Consider the following 15590-nt stretch of genomic DNA (forward strand, 5'->3'; position numbering starts at 1 on the left):
CTTCGTGGGCGGCCGGTTCCGGCGTATGCTTCGCCAGTCTGCCAGTGTGTAGTATGCGATGCCGAGCTGGTTGGCAGCGTTCTTCACCCCAATCTCATCAGACAGCTTGAGCGCCTCTTCCTTGAATTCCTTGCTGTACTTTCCCATTGTGATCCCCTCCATCTTTGTTTTTCACTTTAACAGATTTTTGGGGAATTTGCGACTGCACTTAAAGGGTACCACTCCAGGGAGACATCTCCGGCGAAGCCGCCTTGTGCCGCTTTGCGGAGAAGGTCATTGCGGAGTATGGCCATGTGGACTTCCTCGTAAACAACGCCAAGCCCCTGTTCAAGGGCATCGACAGCTGCACTTGGGAGGAGTTCAACTATGCCCTACGGGTGGGCGTCTCGGCGCCCTTCCGGCTGACACAGCTGTTCCTGCCGCACTTCGCGGAGGGAGCCAGCGTCGTGAACATCTCCTCCAGCCGGGACCGTATGAGTCAGCCCTTCAGCGAGAGCTACACCGCTGCCAAGGGCGGGATCGCTGCTCTGACCCACGCCATGGCGGTGAGCCTTGCCGGAAAGGTGCGGGTCAATTCCATCTCTCCCGGCTGGATCGACACGGATTTTACCGTCTATCATGGTCCTGACGCCGTCCAGCACCCAGCGGGCCGGGTGGGGAACCTATGGACATCGCCAATATGGTACTGTTTCTATGCTCAGACAAGGCGGGCTTCATCACCGGCGAAAACGTCTGCATTGACGGCGGGATGACGCGCCAGATGATCTACCACAATGACTGCGGCTGGCAGTATCAGTTGGAACATGAGGAGCTTTGATCGATATGAAAAGAAGATATCTCTGCTGTCTGCTGACAGCACTTCTGGCTGTTGGCCTGACCGGATGCGGCGGGGCGAACGGGGCAGGGAAGTCTGCTTCGTATCAGCAGATCACTGCCGAAGAAGCAAAGTCCATGATGGAGGAACAGGCGGATGCCGTGGTGCTGGACGTCCGGGAGCAGGACGAGTACGACGGCGGACACATCCCCGGCGCGGTGCTGCTGCCGGTGGGCACCATCAATGAGGATACCGCCGCGGCCGTCATTCCGAAGAAGGACACCGCGGTGCTGGTGTACTGCCGCAGCGGAAATCGCAGCAAAACGGCCTCCCAGGCGCTGGCTGACCTGGGCTATACTCAAATCTATGAGTTCGGCGGCATCAGGGACTGGCCTTATGAGGTGGAGCGGTAATCGGAAAATGTAAAATATTGGCGCTATTTGATTATCCAGAAATTGACAAAATTCGATCTTTGGAGTATAATAGAGTCAAAGTCAGATAAAGTTGGGTCAGGCTGTCTAAAGCGGTCCCGGAGTCTGAAACAGCCCTGCGGGTCCGCAGGGCTGTTTTATCTAAAAGGAGAAAGACTATGATGCAAATTCTTAAGAAACAGGAGGGAGTCCATGGAACGATATCTGGCACATATCGCGGAAAACGGCCGGGAGCAGACGGTAAAAGAGCATTTGGACGGAACGGCGAAACTGTGCGGCGGATTCGCCGAAGCCTTCGGCGCGGGCCGCCTGGGCTGGATGGTGGGGGAGGCCCATGACATCGGAAAATACTCAGCCCCATTTCAAAGGCGCATCCGTGAAAAAGATGTGGCAACAGACCATTCCACCGCAGGCGCGCAGCAGGCCGCAGGCATTTGGGGTCCTCCAGCGGCCTATTGCATTGCCGGACACCACGGCGGGCTTCCCGACGGCGGCTGCCGTACGGATGTCCCGGGCCAGCCGACGCTGTCCGGCAGGCTGAAAAAGCAGGTGGCACCTTACAATGCGTTTTCTACTGAGGTCACGCTGTCCCGGGTCCCGGTTCAGATCCCGCACGTCATGGGGCGGGGCGGCTTTACGGTCTCCTTCTGGACACGGATGCTGTTTTCCTGTCTGGTGGACGCGGATTATCTGGACACGGAGGCGTTCATGCAGGGCAGCCCGCCGCCGCGGGGCCGTAGGCTGGAGGCCGATGTTCTTCTGGAGCGGCTGAAGACCTATGTCGCCCCGTGGTGGGACGCCAAAACGGAGCTGAACCAGGTGCGCTGCCAGATCCTGCGGGCGTGCCTGGACGTGGGCACACAGCCGCCCGGACTGTTTACCCTCACCGTGCCCACCGGCGGCGGAAAGACGGTGTCGTCTCTGGCCTTTGCGCTGCGTCACGCCAGAGAACACGGGAAAAAACGCATTGTATATGTGATCCCCTTTACCAGCATCATCGAGCAGACCGCGGACAAATTCCGGGAGATCCTCGGAGATGAGATGGTGCTGGAGCATCACTCCAATGTGGACTATGACGACACCGAGGAGGCGGACGCGGAGACACGCCGCAAGAAGCTGGCTACGGAGAACTGGGATATGCCGGTCATCGTGACCACGGCGGTACAGTTCTTCGAGTCGCTGTTCTCCAACAAGCCGTCCCGCTGCCGCAAGCTCCACAATCTGGCGGACAGCGTCATCATCTTCGACGAAGCCCAGACCATCCCACTGCCGTATCTGAAGCCGTGCGTGCGGGCCATCGCCGAACTGACCGTCAATTACGGCGCGTCCTGCGTGCTCTGCACGGCGACGCAGCCGGCGCTGGGGCCGCTGTTCCGGGAGGTTTCGCCCCAGCTGACCCTCCGCGAGATCGCACCGGAGATTGACCCGGCGGTGTTCCGGAGAGTGACCTATCACCATATTGGAAAACTCAGCGACGAAGACCTGGCCGCGCGGCTGAACGGCCATACACAGGCGCTTTGCATCGTCGGCACCCGCAAGCGGGCCCAGGCGGTCTATGACCTTCTGGAGCGGGAGGGGAGCTTCCACCTCTCCACACTGATGACGCCCAATCACCGCCGGTCTGTCCTGGCGGAGATCCGCAGGCGGCTGAAAGCGGGACAGCCCTGCCGGGTGGTCTCGACTAGCCTGATCGAAGCTGGAGTCGACGTGGACTTTCCGGTGGTCTACCGGTCGGAAGCGGGTTTGGATTCGGAGATCCAGGCCGCGGGCCGCTGCAACCGGGAGGGAAGGCGTCCTGCCGGGGAGAGCATGGTGTATCTCTTCCAGCCGGACGGAACATACACCGCGCAACTGCCCCACGCGCTGAAACGCCCATTGGAGACGGCGCGGCAGGTCACACGGGACTGTGCCGCGCTGGACGATCCTGAGATCATCGAGCGATATTTTTCTACGCTGTACCAATATGAGGGCGAGGCGTTAGACCAGAAGAACATCGTTCCGCGACTGGAAGCGGGCGCACAGGACAATAGCTATCCGTTCCGTACCGTGGCGGAGAAGTTCCGGTTGATCGAGAATGACACCCGCACGGTGCTGATTCCCCGCAGCGATGACGCCCGTGCACTGGCTGACCGTCTCCGCGAAGGAGAGCGCAGCCGCGCTCTGCTGCGGCAGGCCGCGCAGGAGTCGGTGAACATTTACCCGCAGCATTTTGATACCCTGAACGCACTGGGCGCGCTGGAGATACTTGATGAGAATGTCACCATTTTGAGAGACTGCACACGCTACAATGAGCAGACCGGTCTTGCGCTGCTGTCCGACAGTGGCGTGGGGATATTCCTGTGATGAAAAGGCCGCAGGGCAGATGCCGTAACATCTGCCCTGCAGCCTGAATGCACTATCCGTTATTTCCTGATTTCAACCCACGCTTCTTTTGATTGAAGCGACGCTGACAGTATGCCCTAAATGCAGTTATGATAATACGATAGTAGAAAAAATGCGCTCTATCTGTTATATCCTGAAATTGACGCTGATATCCGGGTTATAATCGGTTAAGCTATGTCCAAACCAAGGAAAGGAGGTCCTGTCTGATGGTGGAGGTGCGCGGGACAGGCAGCCGGAGTATCCGGCTGCCGCCCTTTCAAATATTTTTAAGTGAGGTGATTTTCGTATGAGCCAGGGGATCCAAGTGGAGGTATGGGGCGACTATGCGCTGTTCAGTCGTCCGGAACTGAAAGTGGAGCGCGTCAGCTACGACGTCATGACGCCCTCCGCCGCCCGGGGCCTGATCGAAGCCATCTACTGGCATCCGGGGCTGCGGTGGCACATTGACCGCATCCATGTTCTGAATCCCATCGCCTTTACAAACATCCGCCGGAACGAGGTCAAGGACAAGATCGTGTCCTCCAATGTGCGCTCGGTGATGATGGGCGCGGACAAGCCCCTTGCCATCTATACCAGCGAGAGCATTCAGCAGAGGGCGTCCATGGTGCTGACGGATGTGCGCTACGTCATCGACGCCCATTTCACCATGACCGACAAGGCGAATCCCACGGACAATCCAGGAAAATTCATCGACATTGCCCGCCGCCGTCTGGAACGGGGACAGTGCTACCACCAGCCCTGCTTCGGCTGCCGGGAATTTCCCGCTAATTTCCGTCCCTGGGAGGGCGGACCTGTTCCCACCATCGGCGAGACCCGTTCCCTGGGCCTGATGCTGTATGACATGGACTATTCCGACTCCCGCAGTATCCAGCCCACGTTTTTCCGGGCGGAGCTGGTGAACGGCGTGCTGGAGGTGGCCGGAAAGGAGGTGCTGCGATGATCCTGCAGGCGCTGTACCAATACTATGACGCGCTGGCCGCCCGGGGCGAGATCTCTCCGCCCGGATGGTGCGATGCCAAGGTGTCCTTCGCCCTGGATATCGACGAGAGCGGCACCCTGCGCGGCGTCATTCCGCTGAAAAGAGTCCCGGACGGAGGCAAGAAGGAGATCCCGCAGACGATGCGGGTGCCTGAGCAGGTGAAAAAGACCTCCGGCGTGGCGGCGAATTTCCTGTGCGAGAACAGCTCTTACTTTCTGGGCGTGGACGGCAAGGGCAATCCGACCCGTTCCCGCCAGTGCTTTGAAGCGGCCAAAACCCTTCACGGAGCCATTCTGTCCGGCGTGGACAGCCCCGCCGCCCGGGGCGTGCTGGGATTCTTTGACCGATGGCAGCCGGAAAACGCCGAGGCGCATCCGGCACTGGCGGACTACCTGGAGGAGATCAAAAAGGGCGCGAATCTGGTCTTTTCAGTCAACGGGCAGTACGCCCAGCAGGACCCGGCCATCCGGGAGGCCTGGCAGAACCACTGTGCCGCCAAATCAGACGGCGCCGTCGTGGGCCGCTGTCTGGTGACAGGGCAGACTGCTCCCATCGCCCGGCTTCACCCAGCCATCAAGGGCGTCCAGGGGGCGCAGTCCAGCGGCGCGTCACTGGTGGCGTTCAACGCCACGGCGTTCGAGTCCTATGGCCATGAGCTGGCGGACAAAACCGGCCAGGGCCTGAACGCCCCGGTCTCCGAATCCGCCGCCTTTGCCTACGGCACGGTGCTGAACCGTCTGCTGGCGGACCGGGAGCATGTCCAGTATATCGGAGACACCGCTGTCCTCTGCTGGGCGGAGGATGCGGAACCCCTCTGCCAGGACCTGTTCTGCGGCGCCATGTTCGGCAGCGCGTATGAACGCATCACGCAGAAAGACCTTTGGGGCACGGTGAAAGCCCTTGCGGACGGCGCTCCCGTGGATCTTGACGGCATCCCGCTCCATCCGGAGAACCACTTCTATGTGCTGGGCCTCGCTCCCAGCGCGGCCCGTCTGAGCGTGCGGTTCTTTTTGCAGGACACCTTCGGCAATATGCTGAAGCATCTGCTGGAGCATTACCAGCGGCTGGAGATCGCGAAGCCCTCTTACGTCGAAAACGGCGCGCTGCCGCTGTGGAGGCTGCTCGGCGAGACTGTGAACCCTAACAGCCGCGAGAAAAAAGCCTCGCCGCCCATGGCAGGGGCGGTGGCCCGGTCTGTCCTGACAGGCGGGATGTATCCGGTCTCCCTGTTTGAACAGACGATGATGCGGATCCGGGCGGAGCAGACCGTTTCCTATGGCCGCGCCGCCATCATCAAGGCGTTTCTGACGAAGAATGACCAATTCCGTGTTCCAAAGGAGGTTTTGACCGTGGAACTCAATGAACAGAGCGCGTATCTGCCCTATGTGCTGGGACGGCTGTTTGCCGTGCTGGAGCGGGTGCAGCTGGATGCGAACCCCAACATCAAAGCGACCATCAAGGACAAGTACTTCAACAGCGCCTCGTCCTCTCCCGCCACTGTTTTCCCGCTGCTGACCAAGCTGTCCCAGAGCCATCTTCACAAGCTGAACACCAGCCTGCGGATCTCCTATGAAAAGCGGATCACAGAGCTGGAGGGCCGCATTTGCCAGACGCTGCCCGCCCATATGTCCCTGCCCGAGCAGGGCGCGTTCCATCTGGGATATTACCATCAGGTACAAAAACTGTATGAAAAGAAAGTGAAGGAGGACGCTGATCATGTCTGAGCCGATCAAGAACCGCTATGAATTCGTCATTCTCTTCGATGTGGAGAACGGGAATCCCAACGGAGACCCCGACGCCGGCAATATGCCCCGCCTCGATCCTGAGAGCGGTTACGGCCTGGTGACCGACGTCTGTCTGAAGCGCAAGATCCGCAATTTCGTGGAGACCGTCAAGGAGGATGCGCCGGGCTACCGCATCTACATCAAGGACGGCGTGCCCCTGAACCGCTCGGACGCGGAGGCCCTGGCCCACTGGGATGTCGACGAGAAGACCATCAAGGAGGCCAAGAAGAAGGACGAGCATCTGGATGAGAAGATCCGGGACTTCATGTGCCAGCAGTTCTTCGACATCCGGACCTTCGGCGCCGTCATGACCACCTTCGTCAAGAACAATCTCAACTGCGGCCAGGTGCGGGGACCGGTGCAGCTGGGCTTCGCCCGGTCCATCGACCCGATCATCCCCCAGGAGGTCACCATCACCCGCGTTGCCATCACCACGGAGGCGGACGCGGAAAAGAAGGGCACCGAAATGGGCCGCAAGTATATTGTCCCCTACGCCCTCTACCGCTGCGAGGGCTATGTCTCCGCGAATCTGGCCCGCAAGACCACCGGTTTTTCCCAGGAGGACCTGGAACTGCTGTGGCAGGCCATCCTGAATATGTTCGAGTACGACCGGTCCGCCGCCCGGGGCAAAATGGCGGTGCGGGAGCTGATCGTCTTCAAACACGACAGCGAGCTTGGCAATGCGCCGGCCCACAAGCTGTTCGATCTGGTGAAGGTCCAGAAAAAGGAGGGCGTGGATACGCCGCACGGTTACAGCGACTACACCGTTGCGGTGGACGAGTCCCGCCTGCCGGACGGCGTCTCCTGCACGCGGATGGGATGATCTACGCGGAGGAGGACTTCCTCCAGCTGTCCGGCTTGCAGCACTTTAAATTCTGCCGCCGGCAGTGGGCACTGATCCACATTGAAGACCAGTGGCATGAGAACTATTTCACGGTGGACGGTTCCCTGCTGCACGAGACCGCCCACAACGCAGAAGCGCGGGAGAGCAGGGGAGACCTGCTGATCCTCCGGGGACTGCCGGTGTTCTCCCGGACGCTGGGCGTCTCCGGCCAGTGCGATGTGGTGGAATTTCACAGAGACCCGGAGGGTGTCCCATTGCAGGGCCGGGAGGGGCTTTGGCGGCCCTTCCCGGTGGAGTACAAGCGCGGCAAGCCCAAGGCACACTCAGCCGACGAGCTTCAGCTCTGTGCCCAGGCCATGTGTCTGGAGGAGATGCTGTGCTGTGACATTCCCAGGGGTGCCCTGTTTTACGGGGAGCCCCGCCGCCGGACCGCGGTGGACTTCACGCCGGAGCTGCGTCAGGAGGTGCGGGACTGTCTGGAGGAGATGCACCGGCTCTATGACCGGGGGTATACGCCGAAGGTCAGGCAGGGGAGCATGTGCCGCGCCTGTTCCCTGAAGGATCTGTGCCTGCCGTCCCTGACCCGCAGACGGTCCGTGGCGGAATACCTCAGCGCCGGAAAGGAGGATACCCCGTGAAGCCTCTTTTGAACACCCTGTTTGTCACCTCTGAGGACCTCTATCTGACGTTGGACGGTGAAAATGTCGTCGCCAACCGTGGTAAGGAAATGGTGGCCCGGTATCCGCTCCATACGCTGCAAAATATCGTCTCTTTTTCCTACGCCGGGGCGTCTCCCGCCCTGATGGGCGCCTGCGCCAAGCGGGACGTGGGGCTGGCGTTCTGTTCGCCCCGCGGGCGGTTTCTGGCCAGAGTCGGCGGTGAGAGCCGCGGAAACGTCCTGCTGCGCCGGGCTCAGTACCGGGCGGCGGACGATCCGTCCCAGAGCTGCCGCATCGCCCGGAGCATGATCTTCGGCAAGCTCCACAATGCCCGCTGGAGCATTGAGCGGACCAAGCGGGACCATGGCCTTCGGGTGGACTGCGGCAGGCTGGACGCCGCCTCCCGACGCATACAGGGCCTGCTGGAGCCGGTATTGGAGGAGACGGATCTTGACAGCCTCCGGGGGCTGGAGGGGATCGGCGCCGCCGCCTACTTTGAGGTGCTGGATGAAATGATCCTCAGCGGCAAGGAGGACTTTTTCTTCCATGAGCGAAGCCGCCGTCCGCCGCTGGATCGGGTAAACGCGCTGTTGTCCTTCGCGTACAGTCTGCTTGCCCATGACTGCGCCTCCGCACTGGAGGCGGTAGGACTGGATTCCTATGTCGGCTTCCTGCATCGGGACAGGCCGGGGCGGACCTCTCTGGCGCTGGACCTGATGGAGGAGCTGCGGCCCTGTCTGGCGGACCGGTTCGTCCTGACGCTGATCAACAACCGGGTGGTGAAGGCATCGGATTTTCTCTCTGCCGAGAATGGTGCGGTTCTGCTGACAGATGACGGACGGAAAGCCTTCCTGCAGCGTTGGCAGGAGCGAAAGCGGGAGCAGTTGACCCACCCCTATCTGGAGGAGAAGCTGCCCTGGGGAATGGTCCCCTATGCGCAGGCCCTGCTGCTGGCCCGGTATCTGCGGGGTGATCTGGACGGCTATCCGCCGTTCTTATGGAAGTAGGTGGTTTTCTTGCTGGTGTTGATCACATATGACGTGAACACGGAGAACGCCGCCGGGCGGAAACGGCTGCGGCAGATCGCCAAACAGTGTGTGAACTATGGCCAGCGGGTCCAGAATTCGGTGTTTGAGTGTCTTCTGGATCCCGGCCAATGCCGGAGCCTGCAGGCAAAGCTGCTGAAGATCATGGATCAGGAGCGGGACAGTCTGCGGTTTTATTATCTGGGCAGCAAATACGAAAATAAGATCGAGCATTTCGGGGCGAAGATGACGTATTTGCCGGAGGAACCGCTTATGATTTGAGTCTGTGCGAACCGGAAGCGAACGGAAGAAGCGGACAGGTTCGCACCGGAAAAGCCTTTGAGATTTGAGAAATTTTTTGAAAAATACGTGTGTTTTGACAGAAGCGAATGAGACTCAGCATTTGCTTTGTCATATGTGTCAAAAGCAGCGAAAATTTTTAGCTGTTTTTGCTGTCGCCCTCCGCGAGGAGGGCGTGGGTTGAAATATCCGGCCTTCTGCGGCGATGCGGATATAAAGACGTCGCCCTCCGCGAGGAGGGCGTGGGTTGAAATAATTTGCACGATGTCTGTCCTCCTGGCCCTGTGCGGTCGCCCTCCGCGAGGAGGGCGTGGGTTGAAATATAGGATGAGTAAACGCCTTGACCTTTTCCAACGTCGCCCTCCGCGAGGAGGGCGTGGGTTGAAATTTTGCCTTTCTCACGGAAAACCGACCATGCCTCCGGGTCGCCCTCCGCGAGGAGGGCGTGGGTTGAAATGCTCACACCTTGCAAAACAAGCAAATCGCGGATGTCGCCCTCCGCGAGGAGGGCGTGGGTTGAAATAACAAAGCCACATCTTACTATGCTGACAAGTACAGTCGCCCTCCGCGAGGAGGGCGTGGGTTGAAATGCATATGCCATCGATATATATGGAATCACCAGATGTCGCCCTCCGCGAGGAGGGCGTGGGTTGAAATCCTTTGCGCCGCCGTCTCCGGTTCCAGGTTGCGGAGTCGCCCTCCGCGAGGAGGGCGTGGGTTGAAATCAGGCTCGTTATCGTTGAACCGGCTCAAATCAGTCGCCCTCCGCGAGGAGGGCGTGGGTTGAAATCGACAAGGACAAGGAATGGCAGGGAAAGCTGGACGTCGCCCTCCGCGAGGAGGGCGTGGGTTGAAATGACGAGTGGACGGCCTATGTGACGCGGGCAGAGGCGTCGCCCTCCGCGAGGAGGGCGTGGGTTGAAATAATGAAAACGACAAGCCTTATCTGGTAGATAAAGGTCGCCCTCCGCGAGGAGGGCGTGGGTTGAAATCAGAAGCCCGCCCAATGGGAGACGCTCAAAAAGGTCGCCCTCCGCGAGGAGGGCGTGGGTTGAAATATCCACTTTACATTGTAGGTCCGGGGAGTTTCCAGTCGCCCTCCGCGAGGAGGGCGTGGATTAAAATATCCGCACCTATTTCCAGAGAAAGTTGACAAGCTCAGACGCCCTCCGCGCATGGCGTCCAAACGACTCGTTGACCAATGGTTCCGAAGGATCTATAATAGCAGCATCGGTACACGGCCTTTGGACTCCATTCTCAATGGGCCGTCATGCCCTGAATCCGACCGGCGGCTGTCCGTCACTGTCCCCGGACAGCATCCCGACGGCCGCAATTCATCTACAGGAGGAACAACCATGCTGGAAACTGGCATCAAAGCACCGGATTTTACCCTGCCGGACAAGGACGGAAACTCCGTCAGCCTGTCTGACTTCACCGGAAGAAAAGTGGTACTCTATTTCTATCCCAAGGACAACACCCCCGGCTGCACCCGGCAGGCCTGTGCCTTTGCGTCGGCCTATGAGGGCTTCAAGGCGAAGAACGTGGCAGTCATCGGCGTCAGCAAGGACTCCGTGGCCTCCCACCAGAAGTTCACGGCCAAGTATAGCCTGCCCTTTATCCTGCTGTCCGACCCGGAGCTGCAGGCCATCCAGGCATATGACGTCTGGCAGGAGAAAAAGCTCTATGGAAAGGTCAGCATGGGCGTCGTGCGCTCCACCTATATCATCGATGAGAATGGCATCATCGAAAAGGCCATGCCCAAGGTAAAGCCGGACACCAATGCGGCGGAGATCCTGGAATACCTGAATGGAGCAGAGGAGTAACAGTCCATGCAGCTGGGTCTGACCTGGCCGCTTCAGCGGCTGCTTCATCAGGCGGTTCCCTACGGGGAGCCGGTCTCCAGGCTGATCTGCTGGGACCTGCACTGCATCACCCTCCACGGCCGCAGCAGTCTGCTGCTGGTCCACTGTGCCAGCCGGTATACCTGTGTGCGGTTCGACATGACCGCCGCTGATTGGGCGGATCTGCCCCACACGGCCATGGAGGAGATCCGTCTCGGACTGCTGGACGCGGGACTGGATGCCCTAAAGGTAGACCGCTGGCTGTCCTTCGCCGGCGGGCCGGAGCTGACCCGCACCCATGGCCGCAGGGAAGTGGCCTTTTTGAACCGGGCCTGGGAGGACGTCCTGGCCGCTGATGTGCTGACGGATCCGTCCTGCCAGCGCCAGCCCGCCCTGAACAGCGCCGTCAACAGTTTGCTCTGCCGCTGCGCCGGATTTGAGGGAACGGACAGCGCCTTCGCCTTTCTGCGGCGCTGCTTTGACGGGCTGTCATGAAACACCACACAACAGGAGGGGACATGATGAAGATCCGTCTGGAACAGGAAGCGGATTTCCGGGAGGTGGAGAACCTGACCCGGGAGGCGTTCTGGAACGTCTACCGCCCCGGCTGCATGGAGCATCTGGTGCTGCATGTCCTTCGCCGGGACCCGTGCTTTGTCCGGGAATTGGACTATCTGGCGGAGGAGGACGGGAGGATCGTCGCCCATATTGCCTACGCCAGAGGGCGTCTGGAGACGGAGGACGGCAGGACGGCGGATTCCCTGCTGTTCGGCCCGGTCAGTGTGCTGCCGGAATGTCAGGGCAGGGGATACGGCAGTAAACTCATCGAATTCACCTTGGAGAAAGCAAGGGAGATGGGCTTTCCCACTGTGGTCATCACCGGCGCCCCGGAGTATTACAGCCGCTTTGGCTTCGTGCCTGCCGCCAGCCGCGGCATCTATCTCAACGGCCTGGACAAATCCATGGATGCTCCTTTCTTCATGGTCAAGGTCCTGGACGAGGCCGCAGCAAAGGAACTGCGGGGCGTCCACTACGATCCGGATTGCTACGAGGTGGACGAACAGGCTCTGGAGGAATTCGACCGGGGATTCCCGCCCAAGGTGAAAGAGAAACGCCCGGGCCAGTTAGTCTGAAACTACTAGCGAACGCGAAATGTAAACAGAAGAAGGGGAGACTGCCATGCTGGCCTATACCTATCTGGAACAGGGAAAATTCGCCCTGCTGGACAAGCCGAAGCCCGTTTTGCAGAGTGACCGGGATGCCATCGTGCGGGTGACGCTGGCCAGCATCTGCACCAGCGACCTGCACATCAAGCACGGCTGCGTACCCAGGGCGGTGCCCGGCATCACCGTGGGCCATGAGATGGTGGGCGTGGTGGTGGAGACGGGCGCCGCCGTCACCACGGTCAAGCCCGGCGACAGGGTGACGGTGAACGTGGAGACCTTCTGCGGCGAGTGCTTCTTCTGCCGCCACGGATGGGTGAACAACTGCACCGATCCCAACGGCGGCTGGGCGCTGGGCTGCCGCATCGACGGCGGACAGGCTGAATATGTCCGGGTTCCCTACGCGGATCGGGGGTTGAATAAAATTCCGGATGGCGTCACGGACCGGCAGGCCCTGTTTGTGGGCGACGTGCTGGCCACTGGCTTCTGGGCGGCCCGCATCTCGGAGATCAAGCCGGAGGACACGGTAATGATCATCGGAGCAGGGCCGACAGGGATTTGTGCTTTACTGTGCGTGCTGCTTAAGGGACCAAAGCGGATCATCGTCTGCGAAAAAGACCCGCAGAGGCGGCGGTTCGTGGAGGAGCACTATCCCCAGGTGCTGACAGTGGCTCCGGAGGGCGCCTTGGAGTTCATCCGGCGGAACAGTGATCACGGCGGGGCGGATGTGGTGCTGGAAGTGGCCGGTACGGAGGTCACCTTCCGCATGGCCTGGCGGTGCGCCCGGCCCAACGCCGTCGTCACCATCGTGGCGCTGTACGACAGTCCCCAGACCCTGCCCCTGCCGGACATGTATGGCAAGAATCTGACCTTCAAAACCGGCGGCGTGGACGGCTGCGACTGCGCCGGGATCCTGGATCTGATCGCGGCTGGGAAGATCGACACCACGCCGCTGATCACCCACACCTTCCCGCTGAGGGACATCGAAGCGGCCTATGATCTGTTTGAGAACCGGCGGGACGGTGTCATCAAGGTCGCCGTGGAAGGGGGAGCACCACATCATCCGGCCCATTATGAAAGACCCGGTGTTCCTGGTCCAGAAGTCCGCTCCGGCCATGGAGGCGGATCTGGAGACGGCGCAGGACCTGCTGGACACCCTGATAGCCCACAGGGACGGTTGCGTGGGAATGGCGGCCAATATGATTGGCGTCGCCCGGTGCGTCATCGCCTTTGACAACGAAGGGGAGTACATGGTGATGTTCAATCCGGAGATCGTCAAGTGCGCGGGACCCTATGAGACGGAGGAGGGGTGCCTGTCCCTGACCGGGACCCGGAAGACGAAACGATACCGCTCCATCAAGGTGCGGTATCAGAATGACCGCTTCCAGATTCGGCTCAAAACCTTCACCGGCTGGACGGCCCAGATCATCCAGCATGAGATCGACCACTGCCGCGGCATCCTGATCTGAACGGGAGGCCGCGTTTCCCTTTGCAATTTTCCAAGGGTGTGGTATACTGCTGTCAAGACAGTGCGGCAGCTGTGCCGCTTTGATTCTCAACTTACTGGGAGGAGGCTCTCCATGCAGGCAGAAGAACGCCGACAGACCATCTGTGAACAACTGCAAACAGCGGACCACCCGGTCAGCGCTGCGGCGCTGGCGGCCCGGTTCTCCGTCAGCCGTCAGGTCATCGTGGGCGACATCGCCCTGCTGCGGGCGGCAGGCGCCAATATCTCCGCCACGCCCCGGGGCTATGTCATCCAGAAGTCCCCGGCGGGACTGATCCGCCGGATCGCCTGCCGTCACAGCGCCGCGGGCATGAAGGAGGAACTGAACGCCGTGGTGGATCAGGGCTGTACAGTGCTGGACGTCATTGTGGACCATCCCATCTACGGCCAGCTTACCGGACCGCTCCAGCTCTCCAGCCGGTACGACGTGGAGCAGTTTATGCTCCGCTGCGCCCAGGCCGACGCCCAGCCCCTGTCCGCTCTGACGGAGGGTATCCATCTCCATACGCTGTCCTGTCCCGGTGAGGACGCCTTCCAACGGGTCCAGGCGGCCCTGCGGGAGATGGGAATTCTGATTGAGGGCTGAAAGTTTCTGTTGACAACTTCGCAATTTGTGGGTATAGTGTGGTAGACATGTGTCAAGACATATGTCTACCACACTTGTTATACAAGGGGAAAAGGGTGCTTCACATGGAAACTGTCAAAGCCTTTCTGAAACGTAAAAACATCGTATTTTCCGCCCGGCGATACGGCATCGACGCCCTGGGCGCCATGGCCCAGGGACTGTTCTGTACCCTGCTCATCGGTACCATCCTCAACACATTGGGCAGTCAGTTCCACATCGGCTTCCTGACGGCTGAAGTGGTTACTATCAACGGGACCGCCTATACCATCGGCGGCATGGCGTCCTTTATGAGCGGCGCCGCCATGGCGGTGGCCATCGGCTACGCCCTTCAGGCGCCGCCGCTGGTGCTGTTCTCTCTGGCCACTGTGGGATACGCCTGCAACAGCCTGGGCAAGGCCGGGGGACCGCTGGCAGTGCTGTTTGTGGCCATTATCGCCGCGGAGTGCGGCAAGGCCATCAGTAAGGAGACCAAGGTGGATATCCTGGTGACGCCCATCGTCACCACCCTCATCGGCATCGGGGCCGCCTGGGTCATCGCGCCGCCCATCGGTCAGGCGGCCAGCGCCTTCGGACAGCTCATCATGCGGGCAACAGAGCTGCAGCCCTTCCTGATGGGCATTCTGGTGTCCGTGCTGGTGGGCGTCGCTCTGACGCTGCCCATCTCCTCCGCCGCCATCTGCTCCGTGCTGGGCCTGACGGGTCTGGCCGGCGGCGCCGCCGTGGCGGGCTGCTGTGCCCAGATGGTGGGCTTCGCCGTTATGAGCTTCCGGGAAAACGGCTGGGGCGGCTTGGTGAGTCAGGGCATCGGCACCTCCATGCTGCAAATGCCCAACATCGTGAAGAATCCCCGGATTTGGATCGCCCCCACGCTGGCCTCCGCCATCACCGGCCCCATCGCCACCTGCGTCTTCCAGCTGCAGATGAACGGCGCCGCCATCAACTCCGGCATGGGCACCTGCGGCCTCTGCGGACAGCTGGGCGTGTGGACCGGCTGGGTGTCGCCCAGTGAAGCGGCCATCGCCAACGGCGCCGCCGCCATCGCTCCCACGGCCTTCGACTGGCTGGGGCTCATCCTCATCTCCTTTGTCCTTCCCGCCATTCTGGCCCCGGCCATCAATCAGGTGTGCCGCAGACTGGGCTGGGTCAAGGACGGAGATTTGACGCTGGACTGAGCGCGTTTCCATATTGCGTGTCAAGCACCGTTCACACGATGTGGGCGGTGCTTTTCGCTGTCCG

At 60.6% G+C, this 15590-nt stretch carries 15 protein-coding genes, 2 pseudogenes and 1 CRISPR repeat array; of the genes and pseudogenes, 16 read left to right on the forward strand and 1 reads right to left on the reverse strand.

Features of this window, described 5'->3' with window-relative positions; genetic code table 11:
- Positions 1–162: transposase (locus tag ACTNBU_RS00005; RefSeq protein WP_441029779.1), on the reverse strand; the 162-nt coding region annotated here is incomplete at its 3' end.
- A gap of 89 nt (positions 163–251) precedes the next feature.
- On the opposite strand from ACTNBU_RS00005, the pseudogene ACTNBU_RS00010 reads away from it, so the two are divergent.
- The 16 genes and pseudogenes from ACTNBU_RS00010 to ACTNBU_RS00085 form a co-directional block, all read left to right on the forward strand.
- Positions 252–817, forward strand: a pseudogene (locus ACTNBU_RS00010) (SDR family oxidoreductase); the annotation flags it as partial.
- A 5-nt stretch (positions 818–822) separates the two neighbouring features.
- Positions 823–1227: a rhodanese-like domain-containing protein gene (locus ACTNBU_RS00015; RefSeq protein WP_441029343.1), complete on the forward strand. Its 405-nt coding sequence runs from the start codon at positions 823–825 to the stop codon at positions 1225–1227.
- A gap of 210 nt (positions 1228–1437) precedes the next feature.
- Positions 1438–3588, forward strand: a complete 2151-nt coding sequence (gene cas3 / locus ACTNBU_RS00020; RefSeq protein ID WP_441029345.1) for a CRISPR-associated helicase Cas3' — start codon at positions 1438–1440, stop codon at positions 3586–3588.
- A gap of 325 nt (positions 3589–3913) precedes the next feature.
- The gene (gene cas5c / locus ACTNBU_RS00025) at positions 3914–4567 is read left to right on the forward strand and encodes a type I-C CRISPR-associated protein Cas5c (RefSeq protein WP_441029347.1); all 654 of its coding nucleotides are present in this window, start codon (positions 3914–3916) and stop codon (positions 4565–4567) included.
- A complete protein-coding gene (gene cas8c / locus ACTNBU_RS00030) occupies positions 4564–6330 on the forward strand; it encodes a type I-C CRISPR-associated protein Cas8c/Csd1 (protein ID WP_441029350.1) in 1767 nt (588 codons plus the stop codon). The genes cas5c and cas8c overlap by 4 nt, the downstream gene beginning before the upstream one ends.
- On the forward strand, positions 6323–7213 hold the full coding sequence (gene cas7c, locus ACTNBU_RS00035) for a type I-C CRISPR-associated protein Cas7/Csd2 (RefSeq protein ID WP_441029353.1): 891 nt from the start codon (positions 6323–6325) through the stop codon (positions 7211–7213). The genes cas8c and cas7c overlap by 8 nt, the downstream gene beginning before the upstream one ends.
- Positions 7210–7872 carry a CRISPR-associated protein Cas4 gene (cas4, locus tag ACTNBU_RS00040; RefSeq protein WP_441029356.1) on the forward strand — a complete coding sequence of 221 codons (663 nt, stop codon included), beginning with the start codon at positions 7210–7212 and terminating at the stop codon, positions 7870–7872. Before cas7c ends, cas4 begins: the two co-directional genes overlap by 4 nt.
- Positions 7869–8900: a type I-C CRISPR-associated endonuclease Cas1c gene (gene cas1c, locus ACTNBU_RS00045; RefSeq protein ID WP_441029359.1), complete on the forward strand. Its 1032-nt coding sequence runs from the start codon at positions 7869–7871 to the stop codon at positions 8898–8900. The genes cas4 and cas1c overlap by 4 nt, the downstream gene beginning before the upstream one ends.
- Before the next feature lie 9 nt (positions 8901–8909).
- Positions 8910–9200 carry a CRISPR-associated endonuclease Cas2 gene (gene cas2, locus ACTNBU_RS00050; RefSeq protein WP_441029366.1) on the forward strand — a complete coding sequence of 97 codons (291 nt, stop codon included), beginning with the start codon at positions 8910–8912 and terminating at the stop codon, positions 9198–9200.
- Positions 9201–9372: 172 nt separating this feature from the next.
- A CRISPR array of direct repeats spans positions 9373–10343; the repeat unit is 33 nt; unit sequence GTCGCCCTCCGCGAGGAGGGCGTGGGTTGAAAT.
- A gap of 230 nt (positions 10344–10573) precedes the next feature.
- Complete coding sequence (gene bcp / locus ACTNBU_RS00055; protein ID WP_441029369.1) at positions 10574–11041, forward strand: thioredoxin-dependent thiol peroxidase; 468 nt, start codon at positions 10574–10576, stop codon at positions 11039–11041.
- Positions 11042–11047: 6 nt separating this feature from the next.
- Positions 11048–11554 carry a DUF6933 domain-containing protein gene (locus ACTNBU_RS00060; protein ID WP_441029372.1) on the forward strand — a complete coding sequence of 169 codons (507 nt, stop codon included), beginning with the start codon at positions 11048–11050 and terminating at the stop codon, positions 11552–11554.
- Between the two features lie 23 nt (positions 11555–11577).
- Entirely contained in the window at positions 11578–12192 is a 615-nt protein-coding gene (locus ACTNBU_RS00065) for a GNAT family N-acetyltransferase (RefSeq protein ID WP_441029375.1), read from the forward strand.
- Between the two features lie 46 nt (positions 12193–12238).
- Positions 12239–13267 (forward strand): annotated as a pseudogene (locus ACTNBU_RS00070) (alcohol dehydrogenase); the annotation flags it as partial.
- A 13-nt stretch (positions 13268–13280) separates the two neighbouring features.
- Complete coding sequence (locus tag ACTNBU_RS00075) at positions 13281–13691, forward strand: peptide deformylase (RefSeq protein ID WP_441029781.1); 411 nt, start codon at positions 13281–13283, stop codon at positions 13689–13691.
- Between the two features lie 111 nt (positions 13692–13802).
- Entirely contained in the window at positions 13803–14315 is a 513-nt protein-coding gene (locus ACTNBU_RS00080) for a transcription repressor NadR (RefSeq protein ID WP_441029378.1), read from the forward strand.
- Between the two features lie 104 nt (positions 14316–14419).
- Positions 14420–15526 carry a PTS transporter subunit IIC gene (locus ACTNBU_RS00085; protein ID WP_441029381.1) on the forward strand — a complete coding sequence of 369 codons (1107 nt, stop codon included), beginning with the start codon at positions 14420–14422 and terminating at the stop codon, positions 15524–15526.
- Positions 15527–15590: the final 64 nt, after the last annotated feature.

The organism is Dysosmobacter sp. HCP28S3_G4 (genome assembly GCF_052065175.1).
Taxonomy (GTDB): domain Bacteria; phylum Bacillota; class Clostridia; order Oscillospirales; family Oscillospiraceae; genus Oscillibacter.

Coding starts and splice junctions, on each gene's coding strand:
- ACTNBU_RS00085 (WP_441029381.1), top strand. CDS start 14,420: ATGGAAACTGTCAAAGCCTTTCTGAAACGTAAAAACATCGTATTTTCC.
- cas5c (WP_441029347.1), top strand. CDS start 3,914: ATGAGCCAGGGGATCCAAGTGGAGGTATGGGGCGACTATGCGCTGTTC.
- cas4 (WP_441029356.1), top strand. CDS start 7,210: ATGATCTACGCGGAGGAGGACTTCCTCCAGCTGTCCGGCTTGCAGCAC.
- cas8c (WP_441029350.1), top strand. CDS start 4,564: ATGATCCTGCAGGCGCTGTACCAATACTATGACGCGCTGGCCGCCCGG.
- ACTNBU_RS00015 (WP_441029343.1), top strand. CDS start 823: ATGAAAAGAAGATATCTCTGCTGTCTGCTGACAGCACTTCTGGCTGTT.
- ACTNBU_RS00080 (WP_441029378.1), top strand. CDS start 13,803: ATGCAGGCAGAAGAACGCCGACAGACCATCTGTGAACAACTGCAAACA.
- cas7c (WP_441029353.1), top strand. CDS start 6,323: ATGTCTGAGCCGATCAAGAACCGCTATGAATTCGTCATTCTCTTCGAT.
- ACTNBU_RS00065 (WP_441029375.1), top strand. CDS start 11,578: ATGATGAAGATCCGTCTGGAACAGGAAGCGGATTTCCGGGAGGTGGAG.
- ACTNBU_RS00060 (WP_441029372.1), top strand. CDS start 11,048: ATGCAGCTGGGTCTGACCTGGCCGCTTCAGCGGCTGCTTCATCAGGCG.
- cas3 (WP_441029345.1), top strand. CDS start 1,438: ATGGAACGATATCTGGCACATATCGCGGAAAACGGCCGGGAGCAGACG.
- bcp (WP_441029369.1), top strand. CDS start 10,574: ATGCTGGAAACTGGCATCAAAGCACCGGATTTTACCCTGCCGGACAAG.